14 protein-coding genes are annotated in these 16905 nt (G+C 66.7%); 4 read left to right on the top strand and 10 right to left on the bottom strand.

Features of this window, described 5'->3' with window-relative positions; genetic code table 11:
- Window positions 1-51: 51 nt before the first annotated feature.
- Entirely contained in the window at window positions 52-2685 is a 2634-nt protein-coding gene (locus tag LGN10_RS14845; RefSeq protein ID WP_089465878.1) for an MMPL family transporter, read from the top strand.
- Window positions 2678-3682 (top strand): VacJ family lipoprotein, encoded by a 1005-nt coding sequence (locus tag LGN10_RS14840; RefSeq protein WP_099318092.1) that lies wholly within the window; start codon window positions 2678-2680, stop codon window positions 3680-3682. The genes LGN10_RS14845 and LGN10_RS14840 overlap by 8 nt, the downstream gene beginning before the upstream one ends.
- 482 nt (window positions 3683-4164) lie before the next feature.
- Here LGN10_RS14840 and LGN10_RS14835 read toward each other — a convergent pair whose 3' ends face one another.
- The 7 genes from LGN10_RS14835 to LGN10_RS14805 all read right to left on the bottom strand — a co-directional run bounded on the left by LGN10_RS14835 (window position 4165) and on the right by LGN10_RS14805 (window position 11155).
- The gene (locus LGN10_RS14835; RefSeq protein WP_124659136.1) at window positions 4165-4758 is read right to left on the bottom strand and encodes an N-acetylmuramoyl-L-alanine amidase; all 594 of its coding nucleotides are present in this window, start codon (window positions 4756-4758) and stop codon (window positions 4165-4167) included.
- A gap of 14 nt (window positions 4759-4772) precedes the next feature.
- The gene (locus tag LGN10_RS14830; protein WP_060011158.1) at window positions 4773-5255 is read right to left on the bottom strand and encodes an Hcp family type VI secretion system effector; all 483 of its coding nucleotides are present in this window, start codon (window positions 5253-5255) and stop codon (window positions 4773-4775) included.
- A 496-nt stretch (window positions 5256-5751) separates the two neighbouring features.
- A complete protein-coding gene (locus LGN10_RS14825; protein WP_059581508.1) occupies window positions 5752-6408 on the bottom strand; it encodes a phosphorylase in 657 nt (218 codons plus the stop codon).
- A 54-nt stretch (window positions 6409-6462) separates the two neighbouring features.
- Window positions 6463-8436, bottom strand: coding sequence for a squalene--hopene cyclase (gene shc, locus LGN10_RS14820; protein ID WP_226224082.1), 1974 nt, complete (start codon window positions 8434-8436; stop codon window positions 6463-6465).
- A 12-nt stretch (window positions 8437-8448) separates the two neighbouring features.
- Window positions 8449-9702, bottom strand: a complete 1254-nt coding sequence (gene hpnE, locus LGN10_RS14815; RefSeq protein WP_226224081.1) for a hydroxysqualene dehydroxylase HpnE — start codon at window positions 9700-9702, stop codon at window positions 8449-8451.
- A 13-nt stretch (window positions 9703-9715) separates the two neighbouring features.
- Complete coding sequence (gene hpnD / locus LGN10_RS14810) at window positions 9716-10564, bottom strand: presqualene diphosphate synthase HpnD (protein ID WP_226224080.1); 849 nt, start codon at window positions 10562-10564, stop codon at window positions 9716-9718.
- 258 nt (window positions 10565-10822) lie between these two features.
- Window positions 10823-11155 carry a hypothetical protein gene (locus tag LGN10_RS14805; RefSeq protein WP_059581495.1) on the bottom strand — a complete coding sequence of 111 codons (333 nt, stop codon included), beginning with the start codon at window positions 11153-11155 and terminating at the stop codon, window positions 10823-10825.
- 205 nt (window positions 11156-11360) lie between these two features.
- On the opposite strand from LGN10_RS14805, the gene LGN10_RS14800 reads away from it, so the two are divergent.
- Complete coding sequence (locus tag LGN10_RS14800) at window positions 11361-12245, top strand: alpha/beta fold hydrolase (RefSeq protein WP_059581492.1); 885 nt, start codon at window positions 11361-11363, stop codon at window positions 12243-12245.
- Window positions 12246-12260: 15 nt separating this feature from the next.
- Here the strand turns inward: LGN10_RS14800 and LGN10_RS14795 are convergent, their stop codons facing one another.
- The 3 genes from LGN10_RS14795 to LGN10_RS14785 are packed head-to-tail and all read right to left on the bottom strand — an operon-like array spanning window position 12261 to window position 14159.
- Window positions 12261-13175 carry a GGDEF domain-containing protein gene (locus LGN10_RS14795; RefSeq protein WP_226224079.1) on the bottom strand — a complete coding sequence of 305 codons (915 nt, stop codon included), beginning with the start codon at window positions 13173-13175 and terminating at the stop codon, window positions 12261-12263.
- Complete coding sequence (locus tag LGN10_RS14790; protein WP_059581485.1) at window positions 13172-13798, bottom strand: chemotaxis protein CheC; 627 nt, start codon at window positions 13796-13798, stop codon at window positions 13172-13174. Before LGN10_RS14790 ends, LGN10_RS14795 begins: the two co-directional genes overlap by 4 nt.
- Window positions 13791-14159, bottom strand: coding sequence for a response regulator (locus tag LGN10_RS14785; protein WP_011548759.1), 369 nt, complete (start codon window positions 14157-14159; stop codon window positions 13791-13793). Before LGN10_RS14785 ends, LGN10_RS14790 begins: the two co-directional genes overlap by 8 nt.
- Before the next feature lie 473 nt (window positions 14160-14632).
- Here LGN10_RS14785 and LGN10_RS14780 point away from each other — a divergent pair, with 473 nt between their 5' ends.
- Window positions 14633-16882 (top strand): hybrid sensor histidine kinase/response regulator, encoded by a 2250-nt coding sequence (locus LGN10_RS14780; protein ID WP_059644560.1) that lies wholly within the window; start codon window positions 14633-14635, stop codon window positions 16880-16882.
- Window positions 16883-16905: the final 23 nt, after the last annotated feature.

Raw genomic sequence — 16905 nt, 5'->3', positions numbered from 1 at the left:
GCGCCGGTATACTTGGCTACTTTGCCCTAGCCAGCCGCTCCCCACCGCCACATGGTGACCTCTCTCATCGTCCGACTCGTTGCGTGGTCGGTGCGCCGCCCCGTCTGGGTCGTCGTCCTGTCGCTCGTCATCGCCGCCTTCAGCGGCGTCTACGTCGCGCAGCATTTCAAGATCAACACCGACATCAGCAAGCTCGTCGATGCGGAACCGCAATGGGCCGCGCTCAGCCAGGCCGTCGACAAGGCGTTCCCGCAACGCAACGGCACGATCCTCGCGGTCGTCGAGGCGCCCGCGCCGGAATTCGCGACTGCCGCCGCCCATGCGCTGGCCGAAGCGCTGCGGAAGGATGCCGCCGCCGGCCGCATCGGCCCGGTCGCGGAACCGGGCGGCGGGCCGTTCTTCGAGCACAACGGGCTGCTGTTCCTGTCGCCGCAGGAAGTCTCCGATACGACCGCCCAGCTCGCGAGCGCGCGCCCGCTCGTCAACGAACTCGCGAAGAACCCGAGCCTCACCGGGCTCGCCACCACGCTGTCCACCACGCTCGGCCAGCCGCTCCTGACTGGCCAGGTGAAGCTGCCTGCGATGGCGAAGCTGCTCGCGCGCAGCGCCGCGACGGTCGACGACGTGCTGGCCGGCAAGCCGGCCGCGTTCTCGTGGCGCGCGCTGGTCGACAACGATGCCGCGCGGCAGCCCGCGCGCGCGTTCGTCACCGTGCAGCCGGTGGTCAACTACGGCGCGCTGAAGGCCGGCGCGGCAACGAGCCAGGTGATCCGCGACGCGGCCCGGTCGCTCGATCTCGACAAGCGCTACGGCGCGGCCGTGCGCCTGACCGGCGAACAGCCGCTCGCCGACGACGAATTCGCGTCGGTCGAAGACGGCGCCGCGCTCAACGGCGTGCTCACGCTGCTCGCCGTACTCGTGATCCTGTGGCTCGCGCTGCGCTCGAAGCGGATGATCGGCTCGGTGCTCGTCACGCTGTTCGTCGGCCTCGTCGTGACGGCCGCGCTCGGCCTCGCGATGGTCGGCTCGCTGAACATGATCTCGGTCGCGTTCATGGTGCTGTTCGTCGGCCTCGGCGTCGATTTCTCGATCCAGTACGGCGTGAAGTACCGCGAGGAACGCTTCCGCGATCAACGCATCGATCACGCGCTGATCGGCGCCGCGCACTCGATGGGCATGCCGCTCGCGCTGGCCACCACAGCGGTCGCGGCGAGCTTCTTCTCGTTCATTCCCACGGCCTATCGCGGCGTGTCCGAGCTCGGCCTGATCGCGGGCGTCGGGATGTTCGTCGCGCTGCTGACCACGCTCACGCTGCTGCCCGCGCTGCTGCGCCTGTTCGCGCCGCCGGGCGAATCGAAGACACCGGGCTTCCCGTGGCTCGCGCCGGTCGACGATTATCTCGATCGCCATCGCAAGCCGATCCTGATCGGCACGCTGGCGGTCGTGATCGGCGCGCTGCCGCTGCTCGCGTTCCTGCATTTCGACTTCAACCCGCTGCACCTGAAGGATCCGAACAGCGAATCGATGGCGACGCTGCTCGCGCTCAAGGATTCGCCGGAAGCCGCCGTCAACGACGTCACGCTGCTCGCGCCGTCGCTTGCCGAAGCCGACGCGGCCGCGAAGCGCCTCGACGCGCTGCCCGAAGTGGGCCGCACGACCACGCTGTCGACCTTCATCCCCGCCGACCAGCCGGCCAAGCGCGCGGCAATCGCCGCGGCCGCGAGCGAGCTGCTGCCCGCACTGACGCAGCCGGCCGCGCCGCCCGCGACCGACGCGCAGCGCGTGGCCGCGCTCAAGCGCGTGTCGGACCTGTTGAGCTATGCGGCCGAAGATCATCCGGGCCCGGGCGCGGCCGCCGCGCAGCACCTGTCCGCGTCGCTCGCGAAGCTCGCCGCCGCCGACAGCGCGACGCGCGACCGTGCCGAACGCGCGTTCTCCGATACGCTGCGCATCGCGCTGAACCAGCTCGCCGCGCTGCTGCAGCCGCAGGACATCACGCGCGAATCGCTGCCGCCGCAGGTCGTGCGCGACTGGGTCGCGCCGGACGGCCATGCGCTCGTGCAGATCTCGCCGAAGGTGCCGAAGGGCGTCGACCCGAACGACGACACGATGCTGCGCCGTTTCGCGAAGGCCGTGAAGGCCGCGGAGCCTGGCGCGACCGGCGGGCCGATCTCGATCCTGCATTCGGCCGACACGATTATCAACGCGTTCCTGCATGCGGCGCTGTGGTCGATCATCTCGATCACGATCCTGCTGTGGGTCACGCTGCGCCGCTTCGGCGACGTGCTGCGCACGCTGGTGCCGCTGCTCGTGTCGGGCATCGTGACGCTCGAGATGTGCGTCGTGCTCGGCATGTCGCTGAACTTCGCGAACATCATCGCGCTGCCGCTGATGCTCGGCGTCGGCGTCGCGTTCAAGGTGTATTTCGTGATGGCGTGGCGCGCGGGGCAGACGGGGCTGCTGCATTCGAGCCTCACGCACGCCGTGCTGTTCAGCGCCGCGACGACGGCGACCGCCTTCGGCAGCCTGTGGCTGTCGCACCATCCGGGCACGTCGAGCATGGGCAAGCTGCTCGCGCTGGCCCTGACCTGCACGCTGATCGGTGCCGTGGTGTTCCAGCCCGTCCTGATGGGCAAACCGCGCGTCAAGCGCGCCAAGAACCAATCGCAAGGAATCAATGAATAAGGTGCGAATCATTGCGGCGACCGTCGCCGCCAGCGCGATGCTGACCGGCTGCGCGACGGGACCGAACCGCAATCCCAACGACCCGCTCGAGCCGATGAACCGGGCGATGTACAAGTTCAACGACACGGTCGACACGAACATCGCCCAGCCGATCGCGAAGGGTTACCAGAAAGTCACGCCGACGCCGGTGCGCACCGCGATCAGCAACTTCTTCTCGAACCTCGGCGATCTCGGCAACATGGCGAACAACCTGCTGCAGTTGCGCATCACCGATGCGACGCAGGATCTGATGCGCGTGGCGATGAACTCGCTGTTCGGCGTCGCCGGCCTGATCGACATCGCGACGCCGGCCGGGCTGCCGAAGCATCACCAGGATTTCGGGCTGACGATGGCGCGCTGGGGCATGCCGTCCGGCCCGTACCTCGTGCTGCCGGTGTTCGGGCCGAGCACGATCCGCGACGGCGTCGGCCGTGCGGTGGACGTGCGCTTCAACCTGCTGAACTACATCGAGCCGGCCGCGCGCAATCCGATGTACATCGCGCAGTTCATCAGCGCGCGCTCGGACCTGCTCGGCGCGACCGACCTGCTGAAGCAGGCCGCGCTCGATCCGTATTCGTTCGTGCGCGACGCGTACCTGCAGCAGCGCAAGTCGCTCACGTATCGCGGCCAGTCGACATCGGCCGCGGCGCCGAACTACAACGAGCCGGGCGAAGCGGGCGCCGTGCCGGCCGCGACGCCGGCCGTGCCGGGGCTGCCGAACTACGAGGATCCGGGCGATGCGGGCGGCACATCGGGCGCCACGCCGAACAACGCGCCGGCGGCACCTGGATTGCCGCAGTACGACGATCCCGGCGCGGACAGTGCGATGCCGGCGAGTACGCCTGCTGCGGCACCGGCGGCAGCATCGTCGGGCGCCACCACGGCGCCGGCCGCCAACGGCGCGCCGATCGCGCCGGCGATGCCGACGCTGCCCGCGAGCGGTCCGGCCGCGCAGTAACGCCGCAACGGCGGACGCGCACAAACGAAGAGCGCTGCATGATGCAGCGCTCTTTTTTTTCACACCAGGCCTGGCAACCTAGCATTCCCCAACGTCGCCCAGCCCATAAGTACAAGCAAACGGGTCGTACCATTTATTGTTTTTATAAAACAGCGTTACTGCATCGCCTCTGGTGAAGATAAATGTAGCAACGCCACTTGAAGATAGATCCCACTTCCCCGAACTGCCGTCATCGAATTTCAAAGTTCCCGCCGCATAACACGAAGAATACCGTTCGTGAGAAAACATATATCCCTCGACCGGATATGCCCTCGTGAAGAAATTCCTGATCTGCCTGACCGTGGGTCGAAATCTCTTACAGACCTCCAACGCATCAGCCTCTCTGCTCTTCCCGGATTCGAGAATCTCGATATCCCTCACCCCTCTCGCCTGCGACGAGGAACAGAACAAGAAAATACATACAAGAAAAAAATACCTACACATCAATCCCATTTTGCAGTTCCCGCTTCAGTTTCCCTCTTGTACGACACCTCAGGATGCCTGTATATCTCGGAAAAAGATATTCCCAATGTTTCGCAAAGCTCCTTTACGAGCCACCTCAATGAATCATTTTGCCTGTCATTTACCACTTCGTATATTTTCGTTTCTCTATCCATTCGACCGACGATTTCTATCCCAATAGAGTCCGCATTTCCCGGATACCTATCCGGAAAACCCTTCCCATACTCCACCCCCGATAATTTTGCATATTTCCCTGCCATGCCAGACACCCTTTTAAATTCGGATGGACTACACTTTCTTTCCATAAGACACCGAGATTTGAGCAACCCGACATGGTTGGTTCTCTTGTACACTGAAGCGGTTTGATATATGGCTCCACTCTTGTCTATCAGGAAGTGCGCTCCATTTGCCCCACTTGCTGCATAGCTATTAAACGTACTATCAGCCGTGGTCCCGTCAGTTTGGTGAACAACGATTCCATTCACCTTTGCCATCGCGCTTCGCTCAATTGTCGAAAAAATCCTGACCTCGATGCGCTCCGCATCGACATGGCCTTGTTTTGAAATAAACAGCATTGCGCCCCCTGTCGTTAAATAGTCATGTTGGCCTTGATGTCGTAGCCCATGCTCACCGTTCCGCCATTTCCTCCCCGCGAGTTCTGAACCAGATATTCCTGTCTCACTTGGGAGAAGGATAGTCGAACCGCCTCGCGCGGAATTCTCATATTGGTGGTACTAACCTGACTAACCTTGGTAACAAGTACGTCCTCCATCGTGACCCTGAGGTATCCGAGCGGCGTACCGCCGGCTTTGCGCATAACCAGCACCGCACGCTCAATATGCCTTCCTGTCAGGCAGCACTGGATAAGATTCGGTGTGGCACGGTCGATGTAGTGCTCGAAAGTCAGGTCGTCGACGATACTTCTGCCTGCTCCGCCACCACTTCCCATATGCATATTGGATTGCTGACTCACCGACCAATCCCACGTCAGCACTTCAATTTCATTCGAGTGATCTGCATCGAGCGATTCGCCCGCTATGCCCGCCAGCTTCAAGAAAATGTCTTGCGCCATTCGCCTCTCTCGCTCGGTAAATAAGAAAACCAAATCAATTCGAACGATGAAAGATGGGGCCCGACGCGTCAATCAGACAAAATCGAAAAGCAGGATCCAATTGCGTCGACGCACAGCCCACCGGAATGAGTCCGTGGGCACGCGCTTATACCGGGATGAACCTGGAGCAAAGGAAGCTCACTGGGGTATTGACTGCCGATGAGCGACGGGATATCGGATGGTTGAGCGCCGACGGGTTACACAATGGCAAATAGTGCCCACCATACCGACGCACAAGCGCGAACACACTCTGCGTACGATGCCCGCGCGATTCCCGTTCGAGATTCGGGAATCTCATACGGACGGCTGTTCCGGAGATACCCACTCCGCTGCGGCTGCCATGCCGGTGCAGGCGCGCGCCGACTTCATGCGCTCGCGGCTGCGGCGCGGCAACGACAGCGCGTCGGTTCCGCGCGATCGAATGGGGAAGAAAGAAGTAAAGCGCGGCGAACGCCGCTCAGACGATCCGCATCGCGCCTGCCCGCTCGAACGCGTGGCGCGCCTGGATCAGCGTCGTGCGCGCCGCACGCGCGTCGCTGGCGACCTGCAGCAACGGGCCGAGCTGCGACGGCTGCTTCAGCAGTTCGCGCAGGATCGGCAGGATCGCCGTGCTGCCGTCGTCGCGCAGGCCGGCCGTCGCCGCACGCGGCAGCGTGCGCCACGCCGGATCGACGATCGCGCGGCACACCGCGAACGGCACGCCGCGCGCGGCCGCGAACGCGGCGGCGATGTGCGACTCCATGTCGACGGCCAGTGCACCCTTCGCATGATGCAGCGACGCCTTGTCCTGTTCGCTGACGACCGGCGCACCGACGGCCGCGATCGTGCCGCGCGTGACGCGCGCCCACACCGGCGTGTCGTGCAGCGCGGCGACGAGCCGCGTGCTCCAGCCCGCATCGGTCTCCACGCGGCCGAACGGCCCGTCGATCGCGTTCGCGATCACGAGCGCGCCGGGCGTCAGATCGGGCGCGAGCCCGCCCGCCGTGCCGAAGCTCACGATGCCCGCGCAACCGCGCGCGGTCGCTTCGGTCAGCGCGCGCTCGAGCCGGTCGGCCCGCGCGGCGAACACCGCCTCGACGCCTTCACCGCGCGCGATGCGCGCCTCGAACGCCATCCCGGTAACTGCGATGACGGGCAACGTGCCATTGTGCTGCGTCGTCGGCACGCGTTACATCCCGACCGTCACGCGCGTCGCATTGGCGCGCTTCAGGTTGCGGTAGCGCGCGAGCGCCCACAGCGGGAAGAACTTGCGATAGCCGTGGTAGCGCAGGTAGAACACGCGCGGGAAGCCCGTCGCCGTGAAGCGCGTCTCGTCCCACAGGCCCTCTTCGTTCTGCTGAGCGACCAGGTAGTCGACGCCGCGCGCAACGGCCGGGTTGTTCACTTCGCCGGCCGCCATCAGGCCGAGCAGCGCCCAGGCCGTCTGCGACGCCGTGCTCGGCGCCTGCTCGTAGCCGCGGTAGTTCAGCTTGTAGCTGTCGCCGTCCTCGCCCCAGCCACCGTCCTTGTTCTGGATCGACAGCAGCCACTGCGCCCCGCGCTTCATGCGCGGATCGTCCGGCGTCAGGCCGGCCGCGTTCAGCGAGCACAGTGCGGTCCACGTGCCGTACACGTAGTTCATCCCCCAGCGGCCGTACCAGCTGCCGTCCGGCTCCTGCTCCTTGAGCATGTAGTCGAGCGCGCGGCGCGCCGGCTCGCTGTTCAGCGGCGTCTCGCCGAGCTGCGACAGCATCGACAGGCAGCGGCCCGACACGTCGGCCGTCGGCGGATCGAGCAGCGCGCCGTGATCGGAGAACGGGATGTTGTTCAGGTAGTACTGCGTGTTTTCCGGTTCGAACGCGCCCCAGCCGCCGTCGCTGCTTTGCATGCCGACGACCCATTCGCGCGCACGCGCCATCGATTCGCGATACGCGTCCGACTGCGTGAGCTTCTGCGCGCGATCCATCGCCATCACGACCACGGCCGTATCGTCGACGTCCGGGTAGTGCGCGTTCGCGTACTGGAACGCCCAGCCGCCGGGCCGCACGTTCGGGCGGCGCGAGATCCAGTCGCCGCGCACGTCGAGGATCTGCAGCGGGCGCAGCCATTCGAGGCCGCGAAGCACGGCTGCCTGCGCACGCGCGTCGCCGGTCTCGAGCAACGCATGCGCGACGAGCGACGTATCCCATACCGGCGACAGGCACGGCTGGCAATACGCTTCGTCGTCGTGCACGACGAGCAGCTTCTCGACCGACTTGCGCGCGAGCGCGCGGTTCGGATGATCTTCCGCGTAACCGAGCACGTCGTACATCATCACCGCGTTGGCCATCGCCGGATAGATCGCGCCGAGGCCGTCCTCGCCGTTCAGGCGCTCGTCGACGAACGACACGGCCTGACGGATCGCGCGTTCGCGCGTATAGCTCGGGAACAGGCCGTCGACCGCGCGCAACGCATGGTCGACCACGCGGAAGAACGCGAACCAGCCCGGGCTCTGGTGGCCCTGGCGCGGCAGCAGCCCGGCGTTGACGGGCGGGTCGATGAACAGCTCGTCGATGCGCACGCCGCGCGGGTTCTTCGCGAGCGGACGCTTCGCGTTCAGCACGAGCAGCGGCACGATCACGGTGCGCGCCCAGTACGACACCTTCGACAGGTGGAACGGGAACCACTGCGGCAGCAGCATGATCTCGACCGGCATCATCGGCACCGCGCGCCACGGGATCGCACCGTACAGCGCGAGCTGGATGCGCGTGAACACGTTCGACATCTCGGCGCCGCCCATCGCATGGATCGCGCGGCGCGCGCGCTGCATGTGCTCGGCATTCTCGTCGTCGCCGATCACCTTCAGCGCGAAATACGCCTTCACGCTCGCGCTGATGTTCGGCGCGCCGTCGGTGAACAGCGGCCAGCCGCCGTCGGCCTGCTGGATGCGGCGCAGATACTTGCCGATCTTCTGTTCGAGCTCGAGGTTCGGCGTCTCGCCCAGATAGTGGACGAGCAGCACGTATTCGGCGGGAATCGTCGAATCCGCTTCGAGTTCGTAGACCCAGTGTCCGTCCGGTTGCTGCGCCGCGAGCAGCGCGTCGGTCGCACGCGCGACAGCCGCGTCGACGCCGGCCGGCACGGCGCCGGCGGACAGGGTAGCCATTTCGGTGAGATCGTTCATCGGTCCCTCTGTTTATTGCGTCTGGAGCACGTCCGCGGCCAGCTGGCCGGAACGGATCGCGCCCTCGATCGTGGCGGGCAAGCCGGTGGCAATCCAGTCGCCCGCGAGTACAAGATTGGTCCAGCGCGTACGCACGGCCGGACGTTTCATTTCCTGCGACGGCACCGCCGCAAAGCCCGCGCGCGGCTCGACGACGAGCTGCCACGCGGGAATGGCTTGCGGGTTCGCGCCGGTCACGCGCGCGACGTCTTCCCAGATGCGCCGCGCGAGCGTGTCGCGCGGCATGTCGAGCCAGCGCCCCGCATCGCGGATCGTCGCCACGAGCTGGCCGTCGCCGGTACGCACCGCGTCGACGACGCCGTTGACGACGGTCGTCTGCAACGGATTGCCGGCCGACGATTCGACCGCGAAATACGCGGTCACGACCGCGCTGAACGTGTCGGGCGCGGTGAGTTCGGGCACGAGCGGCTGCGCGACCTCGGGCGGCACGGCCAGCACGACCGCGTCGCCCGGCGCGAGATCGATGCGCTCGCCGCCGACCGACACCGCGTCGACCGCATTGCCGTGCGCGCCGAATTCGAACGCATCGAGCCGCGAATTCAGGCGGATCTGCGCGCCGCCGTACTGCAGCATCCGCAGCGCCGGTTCGACGAACGCGCTGCCGAGCCCGCGGCGCGCGACGAGCGGACGGCAGCCGGGGCCGCCCGCGGCGAACGTGCCGCACAGCGCGGCGCGCGCGAGCTCGGCGCTCGCGTGGCGCGGCTCGATATTCAGCACCCCGAGGAAAAACGGTCGCAGCCAGCGATCCCACAGCACGCCGTCGCATCGCATCGTCTGCGCAAGCGAGCGGCCCGTGCGGGCGAACGCGAGCGGAGCCAGCGCGAGGTAGTCGAGCGGCGTCGTGCCCGGCGCGCGCGACGCGGCATCGAACAGCCATGACGGCCAACGGCCGTTGCCGAAGCGTAGCGTCCAGCGCTGCTGCGACGCGATGTCCATGACCGGGAATTCCGCCAGCGCGGGCCCCGCGAGCTGATCGGCCGCGCCGATCGCGCGCAGGTAGCGCTGCGTCGCGGGCTGCCCCGCGAAAACCGTGTGCAGCCCGCTGTCGAGCGTCGTGTTCAGCGTCCCGTCGAACCACGAGCGGCAGCGGCCGCCCGCGTGCGCATGCGCGTCGTGCAGCACGATGCGCCGCCCGCGACGTTGCAGCTCGACCGCGGCCGACAGGCCCGCGAGTCCTGCGCCGATCACGTGGACGGTTCTGGGCATCGCGTCGATCGACTCAGAACAGCGCGTAGCGCGCGGCGATCATCAGCATGCGCGCCTTCGGCTTGCGCAGCGGTGCGCGCGGCGCGGCAAAGCCGCGTGAAATCGCGGCGTCGAGAATGCAGCGATACGCGCCCGACATGATGCGCGGCGCCTTCACCTGCGCACGCGGACAGGTGTCCATCACCGCGTCGGCCTGGCGGAAGTGCTCGAGCGCGCGCTCGACGAGCGTTGCACACACGCGCGGCAACGCCGGATCGCGCACGATCGTCGCCGGATCGGTGATCGCGATGCCTTCGCGCGCGAGCAGTTCGCGCGGCAGGTAGCAGCGGTTGATCGCCGCGTCGTCGTCGATGTCGCGCAGGATGTTCGTCAGTTGCAGCGCACGGCCGAGGTGGTGCGACAGCGTGATCCCTTCGGCTTCCGGCATCCCGAAAATCCTCACCGACAGCCGGCCGGCCGCGCTCGCCACGCGATCGCAGAAGAGGTCGAGCGTCGGCTCGTCGGGCGCGCAGATGTCTTCCACCGCGTCCATCGCCATCCCGTCGATCATCGCGTGGAAATCGGCGCGCTGCAGGTTGAACGCGCGGATCTCGCGATCGAGCGCGGCCAGGTGGCGCGGCGGGCGGCCGGCGAAGCATGCGTCGATGTCCGCGCGCCAGCGATCGAGGCCCGCGTTGCGCTCGGCGCGCGGCAGGTCGCTGTCGGCGATATCGTCGACCGCGCGGCAAAACGCGTAGACCTGGAACATCGCATCGCGCTGCGCGGCCGGCAGGATGCGCATCGCCAGATAGAAAGAACTGCCCGATGTGACGGCAGCGGCGTCGGTTTCTTGTTCGTCCACGACGGAATGGGAAACGGCCAAGACGAGCTCCACGGAGACACCCACGCGGGGCGATTGAAGAAGCCATGCCCGGCTGGGATGGTCAGGGCGTCGAATGCGAGCGAGATATGCGAACGATCGACGCAGACAGGCACAAATTACCGGCCGGAAGCCGGAATTGGCCGAAAGTATAGCAATCTTTGAAGGTCGATGGCGGACACGCGCCAGGTCTGGCGGGGTGTCGAGCGCCGCCGCGAGGGCGGTGCAGCCGGCCTTCGCGAAGGGATGCCGCGCGGCGCGTCAGCCGTACACGATGTCGCGCTGCAGGTCGAGCGCGATGAGCCCCATTTCACGCGTGAGCTGCAGCATCGACCGGCGCTCGAGGCGCGAGCCCATGAAGCTCGTCACGCGCCCGTCGGGCTCGGCGGTGAACTGGAACACCGCGCCGCCCGTGCCGAACCACGCGCCGGGCACGTCGGGCGATTCTTGCCAGTCGATCTGCTCGAACACGCGCGCGATGCCCGCGCGCACCAGTTCACCTGGGCCGATCGGCGGCGCGATGTCGCCCAGGTCGTCGAGCGAATAGGGGCCGGGTTTGTCCGGCTTCCGATAGAAGAGGTAGTCGACGTTCATGGGGTGCAATCGCAGGCAAACCGACAAATTAGCGCGCTTCGGCGCAAATTCAAATCAGATCAGGACGAAATGTGGCCTGTACGAGACAAATGGCCTGTATCGCGACGGCCGGTGCGAACCGGCGCCGGCTCGGGCCCGGCGTTCATGCCGGGCGGCGCGCGGCTTCGTCTAAGATGAACACCTTTCTCGAAAAAACACGGACACCATGGAGACGAACGACACCGCCACCCCGCAGTCCGATCATCCCGTTTTCGTGCTCGTGCACGGCGCATGGCATGGCGCGTGGTGCTATGCCCACGTGGCGGCCGCGCTCGCCGCGCGCGGCTATCTGTCGATCGCGCGCGACCTGCCCGCGCACGGCATCCATGCACGCTTTCCCGCGTCGTATCTCGCGCGTCCGCTCGACAAGGACGCGTTCGGCGCCGAGCCGTCGCCGGTCGCGAACACGACGCTCGACGACTACGCGACGCAGGTGATGCAGGCCGTCGACGACGCGTACGCGCTCGGCCGCGGCAAGGTCGTGCTGGTCGGGCACAGCATGGGCGGCCTCGCGATCACGGCGGCCGCCGAACGCGCGCCGGAGAAGATCGCGAAGATCGTCTATCTCGCGGCCTTCATGCCCGCGTCGGGCGTGCCGGGCCTCGACTACGTGCGCGCCCCGGAAAACAACGGGGAGCTGCTCGGCCCGCTGATGCTCGCGAGCCCGCGCGTGGCCGGCGCGCTGCGCATCGATCCGCACAGCGGCGATGCCGCGTATCGCGAATTGATGAAGCGCGCGCTGTACGAAGACGTGCCGCAGGCCGACTTCGATGCGGTCGCGAACCTGATGAGTTGCGACGTGCCGGCCGCGCCGTTCGCGACCGCGATCCCGACGACTGCCGCACGCTGGGGCGCAATCGACCGTCACTACGTCAAGTGCCTCGCCGATCGCGTGATCCTGCCCGCGCTGCAGCAGCGCTTCATCGACGAAGCCGACGCGTTCGCGCCCGGCAACCCGACCCACGTGCACCAGCTCGACAGCAGCCACTCGCCGTTCGTGTCGCAGCCGGCCGTGCTGGCCGGCGTGCTCGCCGACATCGCGAAAAGCTGAGCGGGGCGGGCGCGGTCAGTCGGCGTACGCGACCGACCGATCGCGCCCGAGCCGCTTCGCGCGATAGAGCGCGGCGTCGGCCTCGTTGACGAGCACGTCGCAAGTCGACGCGCCGGCTTTCGCGCACGCGCCGCCGACGCTCGCCGTGACCGGCACGCTGCCGATCGCCTCGCGCACCTTGTCGGCCACCCGCATCGCCTCGTCGAGATTCGTGCACGGCAGCAGCAGCGCGAATTCCTCGCCGCCGAAGCGGCCGAACGTATCCTGCGCGCGCACGATCGACGCGACGCGGCGCGCCGTCTCGCGCAGCACGGCGTCGCCCACCGCATGCCCGAAGCGGTCGTTGATCGTCTTGAAGTGATCGAGGTCGAACAGCAGCACCGACAGGTCGCCGCCGTAGCGCTGCCAGCGCGCGAATTCGTCACCGAGCCGCACCTCGAAAAAGCGCCGGTTCGCGATGCCGGTCAGCCCGTCGAGATTCGCGTGTTCCCGCAGCTTCGCGACCGCTTCCTCGCGCTCCCGTTGCATCACGCTCACATGCGTGACGTCCGAGATCGTCACGCATACGGCCTCGACGTCACGGCCGCGCGTGAGCGGCATGAACGTGCAGTCCTGCTGCATGTAGTCGACGCCGCCCGTGATCGGCCGGTCGTGCTCGAAGCGGAACAGGTAGGGCCGCTGCTCCCACGAGCTGAACGCGAAGCTGCCGAGCTGGAACACGCTCTCGAGCTTGCGCGACAGCCATGCGCGCGGCAGATCCGGAAAGCGGTCGAACAGGTTGCGGCCGATCACGTCGGCGGCGGGAATGCCGCTGTGGTCCTGCATGAAGCGATTCCACATCAGGACGGTCATCGAACGGTCGAGCACGAACAGGCCGAAGCCGACCCGCTCGATCACGAGGTCGCTCAGCGACGGGGCGGCGGCCGTCATAGCGCGGACAGCAACGCGTCGAGCGCGTCGCCCATCAGCCGAATCGAATCCTCGGCCATCAGCATCACGAAATGCGCGCGGAACGTGTGGTCCTCGAGCCCGAAGTTCACCTCGAGCAGCAGCGCGACGCTCCACCCCAGTTCGTTCGGCTGGAAGACGTCGTCGAACGACACGTTCGCGCCGAGCAGCCCCGGCGGAAAGAACACGGGCTTGCGGCCGAGTTCGTCGAGGATCGACGCGACGCAGGCGCCCATCAGCACGTTCGCGACGTCGAACACGAGCTCGTCCGGCGTCGCCATCCCGCCGTACACGCCGTCGCCGAACGTGCGGTCGACGACCGACATGAGCCGCGCGACACCCGCCGTGCGGCACAGCACGATCGCCTCGCCCTTGATGTCGGAACGGAAGCCCTGGCGCACGGCGGTCACGTTGTCGTGAATGCCTGTCATCTCGCGCAGCGCGTCGCTCGCGTCGGCCGCTTTCACGACGCGCACGCGCGGCACCGACAGCTCGATGAAATGTCCGAGCAGCAACGCCAGCCGCGCGGCGGCGCGGCCCATTGCAAGGTTGGCGATCTCCTGCAACGCGTCGCGTTGCTCCGCCGTGAACACCGATTCAGGCATACAACCCATACTCCTTGAGAATGGGCAGCAATGCCTCCGACGTCACGGGCTTGGCAACGAATGCGATCGCGCCCAATTCACGCACGCGTGCTTGCGCCTGCGGCTGGATATCGGCGGATACCACGATCACGAACGTGTTCAGATCTTCGTGGCGCAGTGTTTCCAGGACCTGATATCCGCTCATGTCGGGCATCGTCAGGTCCAGAAACATCACGGAAGCTTTGCCGTCACGATAGAGCGCCAAGGCCTCGCGACCATTCGCTGCATACGCGACGTCAACGTCCCAATCCCCCGGCAGCGCCTTTGTCAGCAGTTTGCGAGCGAGCAGCGAATCGTCGGCAATTACAATCGGCAAAGGCATGGGGCGATGCGGTATACGGAATGGTCTCTCTCGCGTTAACGACCGCGCGGCGCACTTCTTTAGGTGCCATGCGTTTCGGGCGCGGGCAACCGCCTTGCGGCCGCGCACGGGGCGCCGCGACGCAGGTGCGCGCGACGCACCGCGCGGCAATCGCCGGCGGGCGCATGTATCTGTCATAGGGAAAGTAAGGCGCGATTCTCGGAGTAAACCGGAGGCGATGCAACTCGCCATATTCACCATTTCGAACAGAATCGATCCGATCGCGCGCCATTCCGAAAACAGGCGCGACCATTTTCGAGATAAGCACGCAAAATTTTTCCTTGTGTACGTTTGCGCTGCCGGATTCGTCGCGTTTTCAATCTGACGGTTTACCTCTGTCACATACGACAGGATTGCGCCCGTACGGCGCCGCGCGGCGGGCCGCCGCAACTCGTTTATGATGGCAGACACCTCCGCTTCACCCGCTTTCCTCGATGACGTCCGAACGGCCTGCCGACTCCCGCGCTCCCGCCCCCGCTCCCGCCGATGACTGGCAGGACGACGGCAGCTACGCGTCCGGCGCGCCCGAGCACGATTTCGCGGTACGCCGCGTGACGCTGATCGTGCTGCTCGTCGCGGCGATCGTGCTGCCGTGCATCTACGTGGCGGTGATGGCGTACAACGACCTGAAGGCGCGCGAGGCCGCAGCGAGCGACGTGACGATGCGCACCGTGCGCGTCGCCGAGGAGCATGCGCTCAAGGTGTTCGACCTGAGCGAAACGCTCGATGCGCGCATCGTCGACCTCGTGCAGGACATGGACGACGCAGCCGTGCGCAGCAGGGAATCCGACATCCACGAAGCGCTGAACACGATCGGCGGCGGCTATCCGCAGGTGGCCGCCGTGTCGATCTTCGGCGCGAGCGGAATGCTGCTCGCCAACAGCCTCTACTATCCGGCGCCGTACGCGTCGATCGCGAACCGCGACGACTTCGCCGGCATCCGCGACGGCAAGGTCATCGAACACATCTCGCGGCTGATGATGGGGCCGCTCAAGCTCGAGAACATTCCCGTATTCAACACGGGCGTCGCGCGACGCCATAGCGACGGTTCGTTCGCCGGCATGGTGTCGATCGCACTGAAGTCGTCGTATTTCAACGCGTTCTACCGCGACCTGCTCGGCGGCGCGAGCACGCCGATGACGATGGCGCTCGCGCGCTCGGACGGCGCGGTGATCGCGTCGTATCCGCCGCCGCCGTCGCTCGCGCACACCGATCGCTCGGTCACGTTCGGCAATGCGCACAACGATCCGCGCGCGGGCGTCGTGCGCGTGCGCCACGACGGTGCGAGCAGCGAGATCGTCGCGTATCGCCAGGTCGGCAGCTACCCGGTCTTCGTGACCTGCGCATACCGCACGTCGGCGATCTGGCATGAATGGTACGAACACCTGAGCGTGCTGTTCATCTCGATGTTCGCGCCGTCGGTCGCGCTGTGGTCCGTGATCTGGCTGTCGCTCAAGCGTCTGAAGGCGGAAGAGGAGGCGTGGGACCGCTGGCAGGCCGAAGCGTCGATGCGGCGCTCGATCGAATCGGCGTACCGTCAGTCGCGCAAGATGCAGGCGCTCGGCAATCTCGTCGGCAGCGTCGCGCACGACTTCAACAACCTGCTGATGATCATCTCCAGCAACGTGCAGATCGCGCGGCGGCGCGGCGTCCAGCATCTCGACAAGGAGCTCGGCGCGATCGAACGCGCGCTGAAGAACGGGCAGTCGCTCACGCGCCAACTGCTCGGCGTCGCGCGCAAGCAGCCGCTGCACAACGAGACGATCGACATCGGGCAATGGCTCGGCACGTGCCGCGAACTGCTGAAGACATCGCTCGGGTCGAAGTCGTCGCTGGTCGTCGCGATCGAGCCGGGCGTCTGGCCGATTCGCGTCGATGTCGCGGAGCTCGAGCTCGCGGTGATCAACCTCGCGGTCAACGCGCGCGATGCGATGACGACCGGCGGACGCTTCACGGTCGGTGCGCGCAACGTCACGCTGCGCCGCGAGGACGGCTTCCCGCTGACGGGCGAGTTCGTGCAGATCTCGCTGGACGACACGGGTTCGGGCATGGCGCCCGACGTGCTCGCCCGCGCATTCGAACCGCTGTTCACGACGAAGGCGCAGGGAATGGGGACGGGGCTCGGCCTGCCGCAGGTATTCGCGTTCTGCGAACGCTCGGGCGGCCTCGCGACGATCGACAGCGCGGTCGGCGCCGGTACGTCGGTACGTCTGTACCTGCCGCGCGCGCGCGCCGAGGACGTCGTCGCACGGCCGGCGGCCGGCGCGCACGATGCGGGGAACGGCACGCTCGCCGGCCTGCACGTGCTGCTCGTCGAGGACAACGGCGAAGTCGCGGCCGGCACCGAAGCGCTGCTGTCGCTGCTCGGCCATCGCGTGACCTATGCGCCCACCGCCGACGACGCGTTGCGCCTGATCGAGGGCGCCGCGGCGAACGACGCGTTCGACCTCGTGATTTCGGACATCCACATGCCGGGCCGCATGAACGGCATCGACCTGGCCGAAGCGGTCGAGAAGCGGCCGGGGAAGCTGCCCGTGATTCTCGTCACGGGCTATGCGGAGGAGCTCGACCGCACACGCACCGTCAACGTCCGCGTGCTGTCGAAGCCGTTCGATATCGCGCTGCTCGACGAGATCCTGCTGGGCATCCGCGAAGCGCGCGACGCACGACACGCCGGCGCGTGACCGGCCGCGTGCGGGCCGGCGCC

The sequence above is a fragment of the Burkholderia sp. AU32262 genome (assembly GCF_020419985.1).
GTDB lineage: Bacteria > Pseudomonadota > Gammaproteobacteria > Burkholderiales > Burkholderiaceae > Burkholderia > Burkholderia semiarida.
The sequence above is the reverse complement of the archived record's forward strand: the minus strand, read 5'-3'. Positions and strand labels throughout refer to the sequence as shown.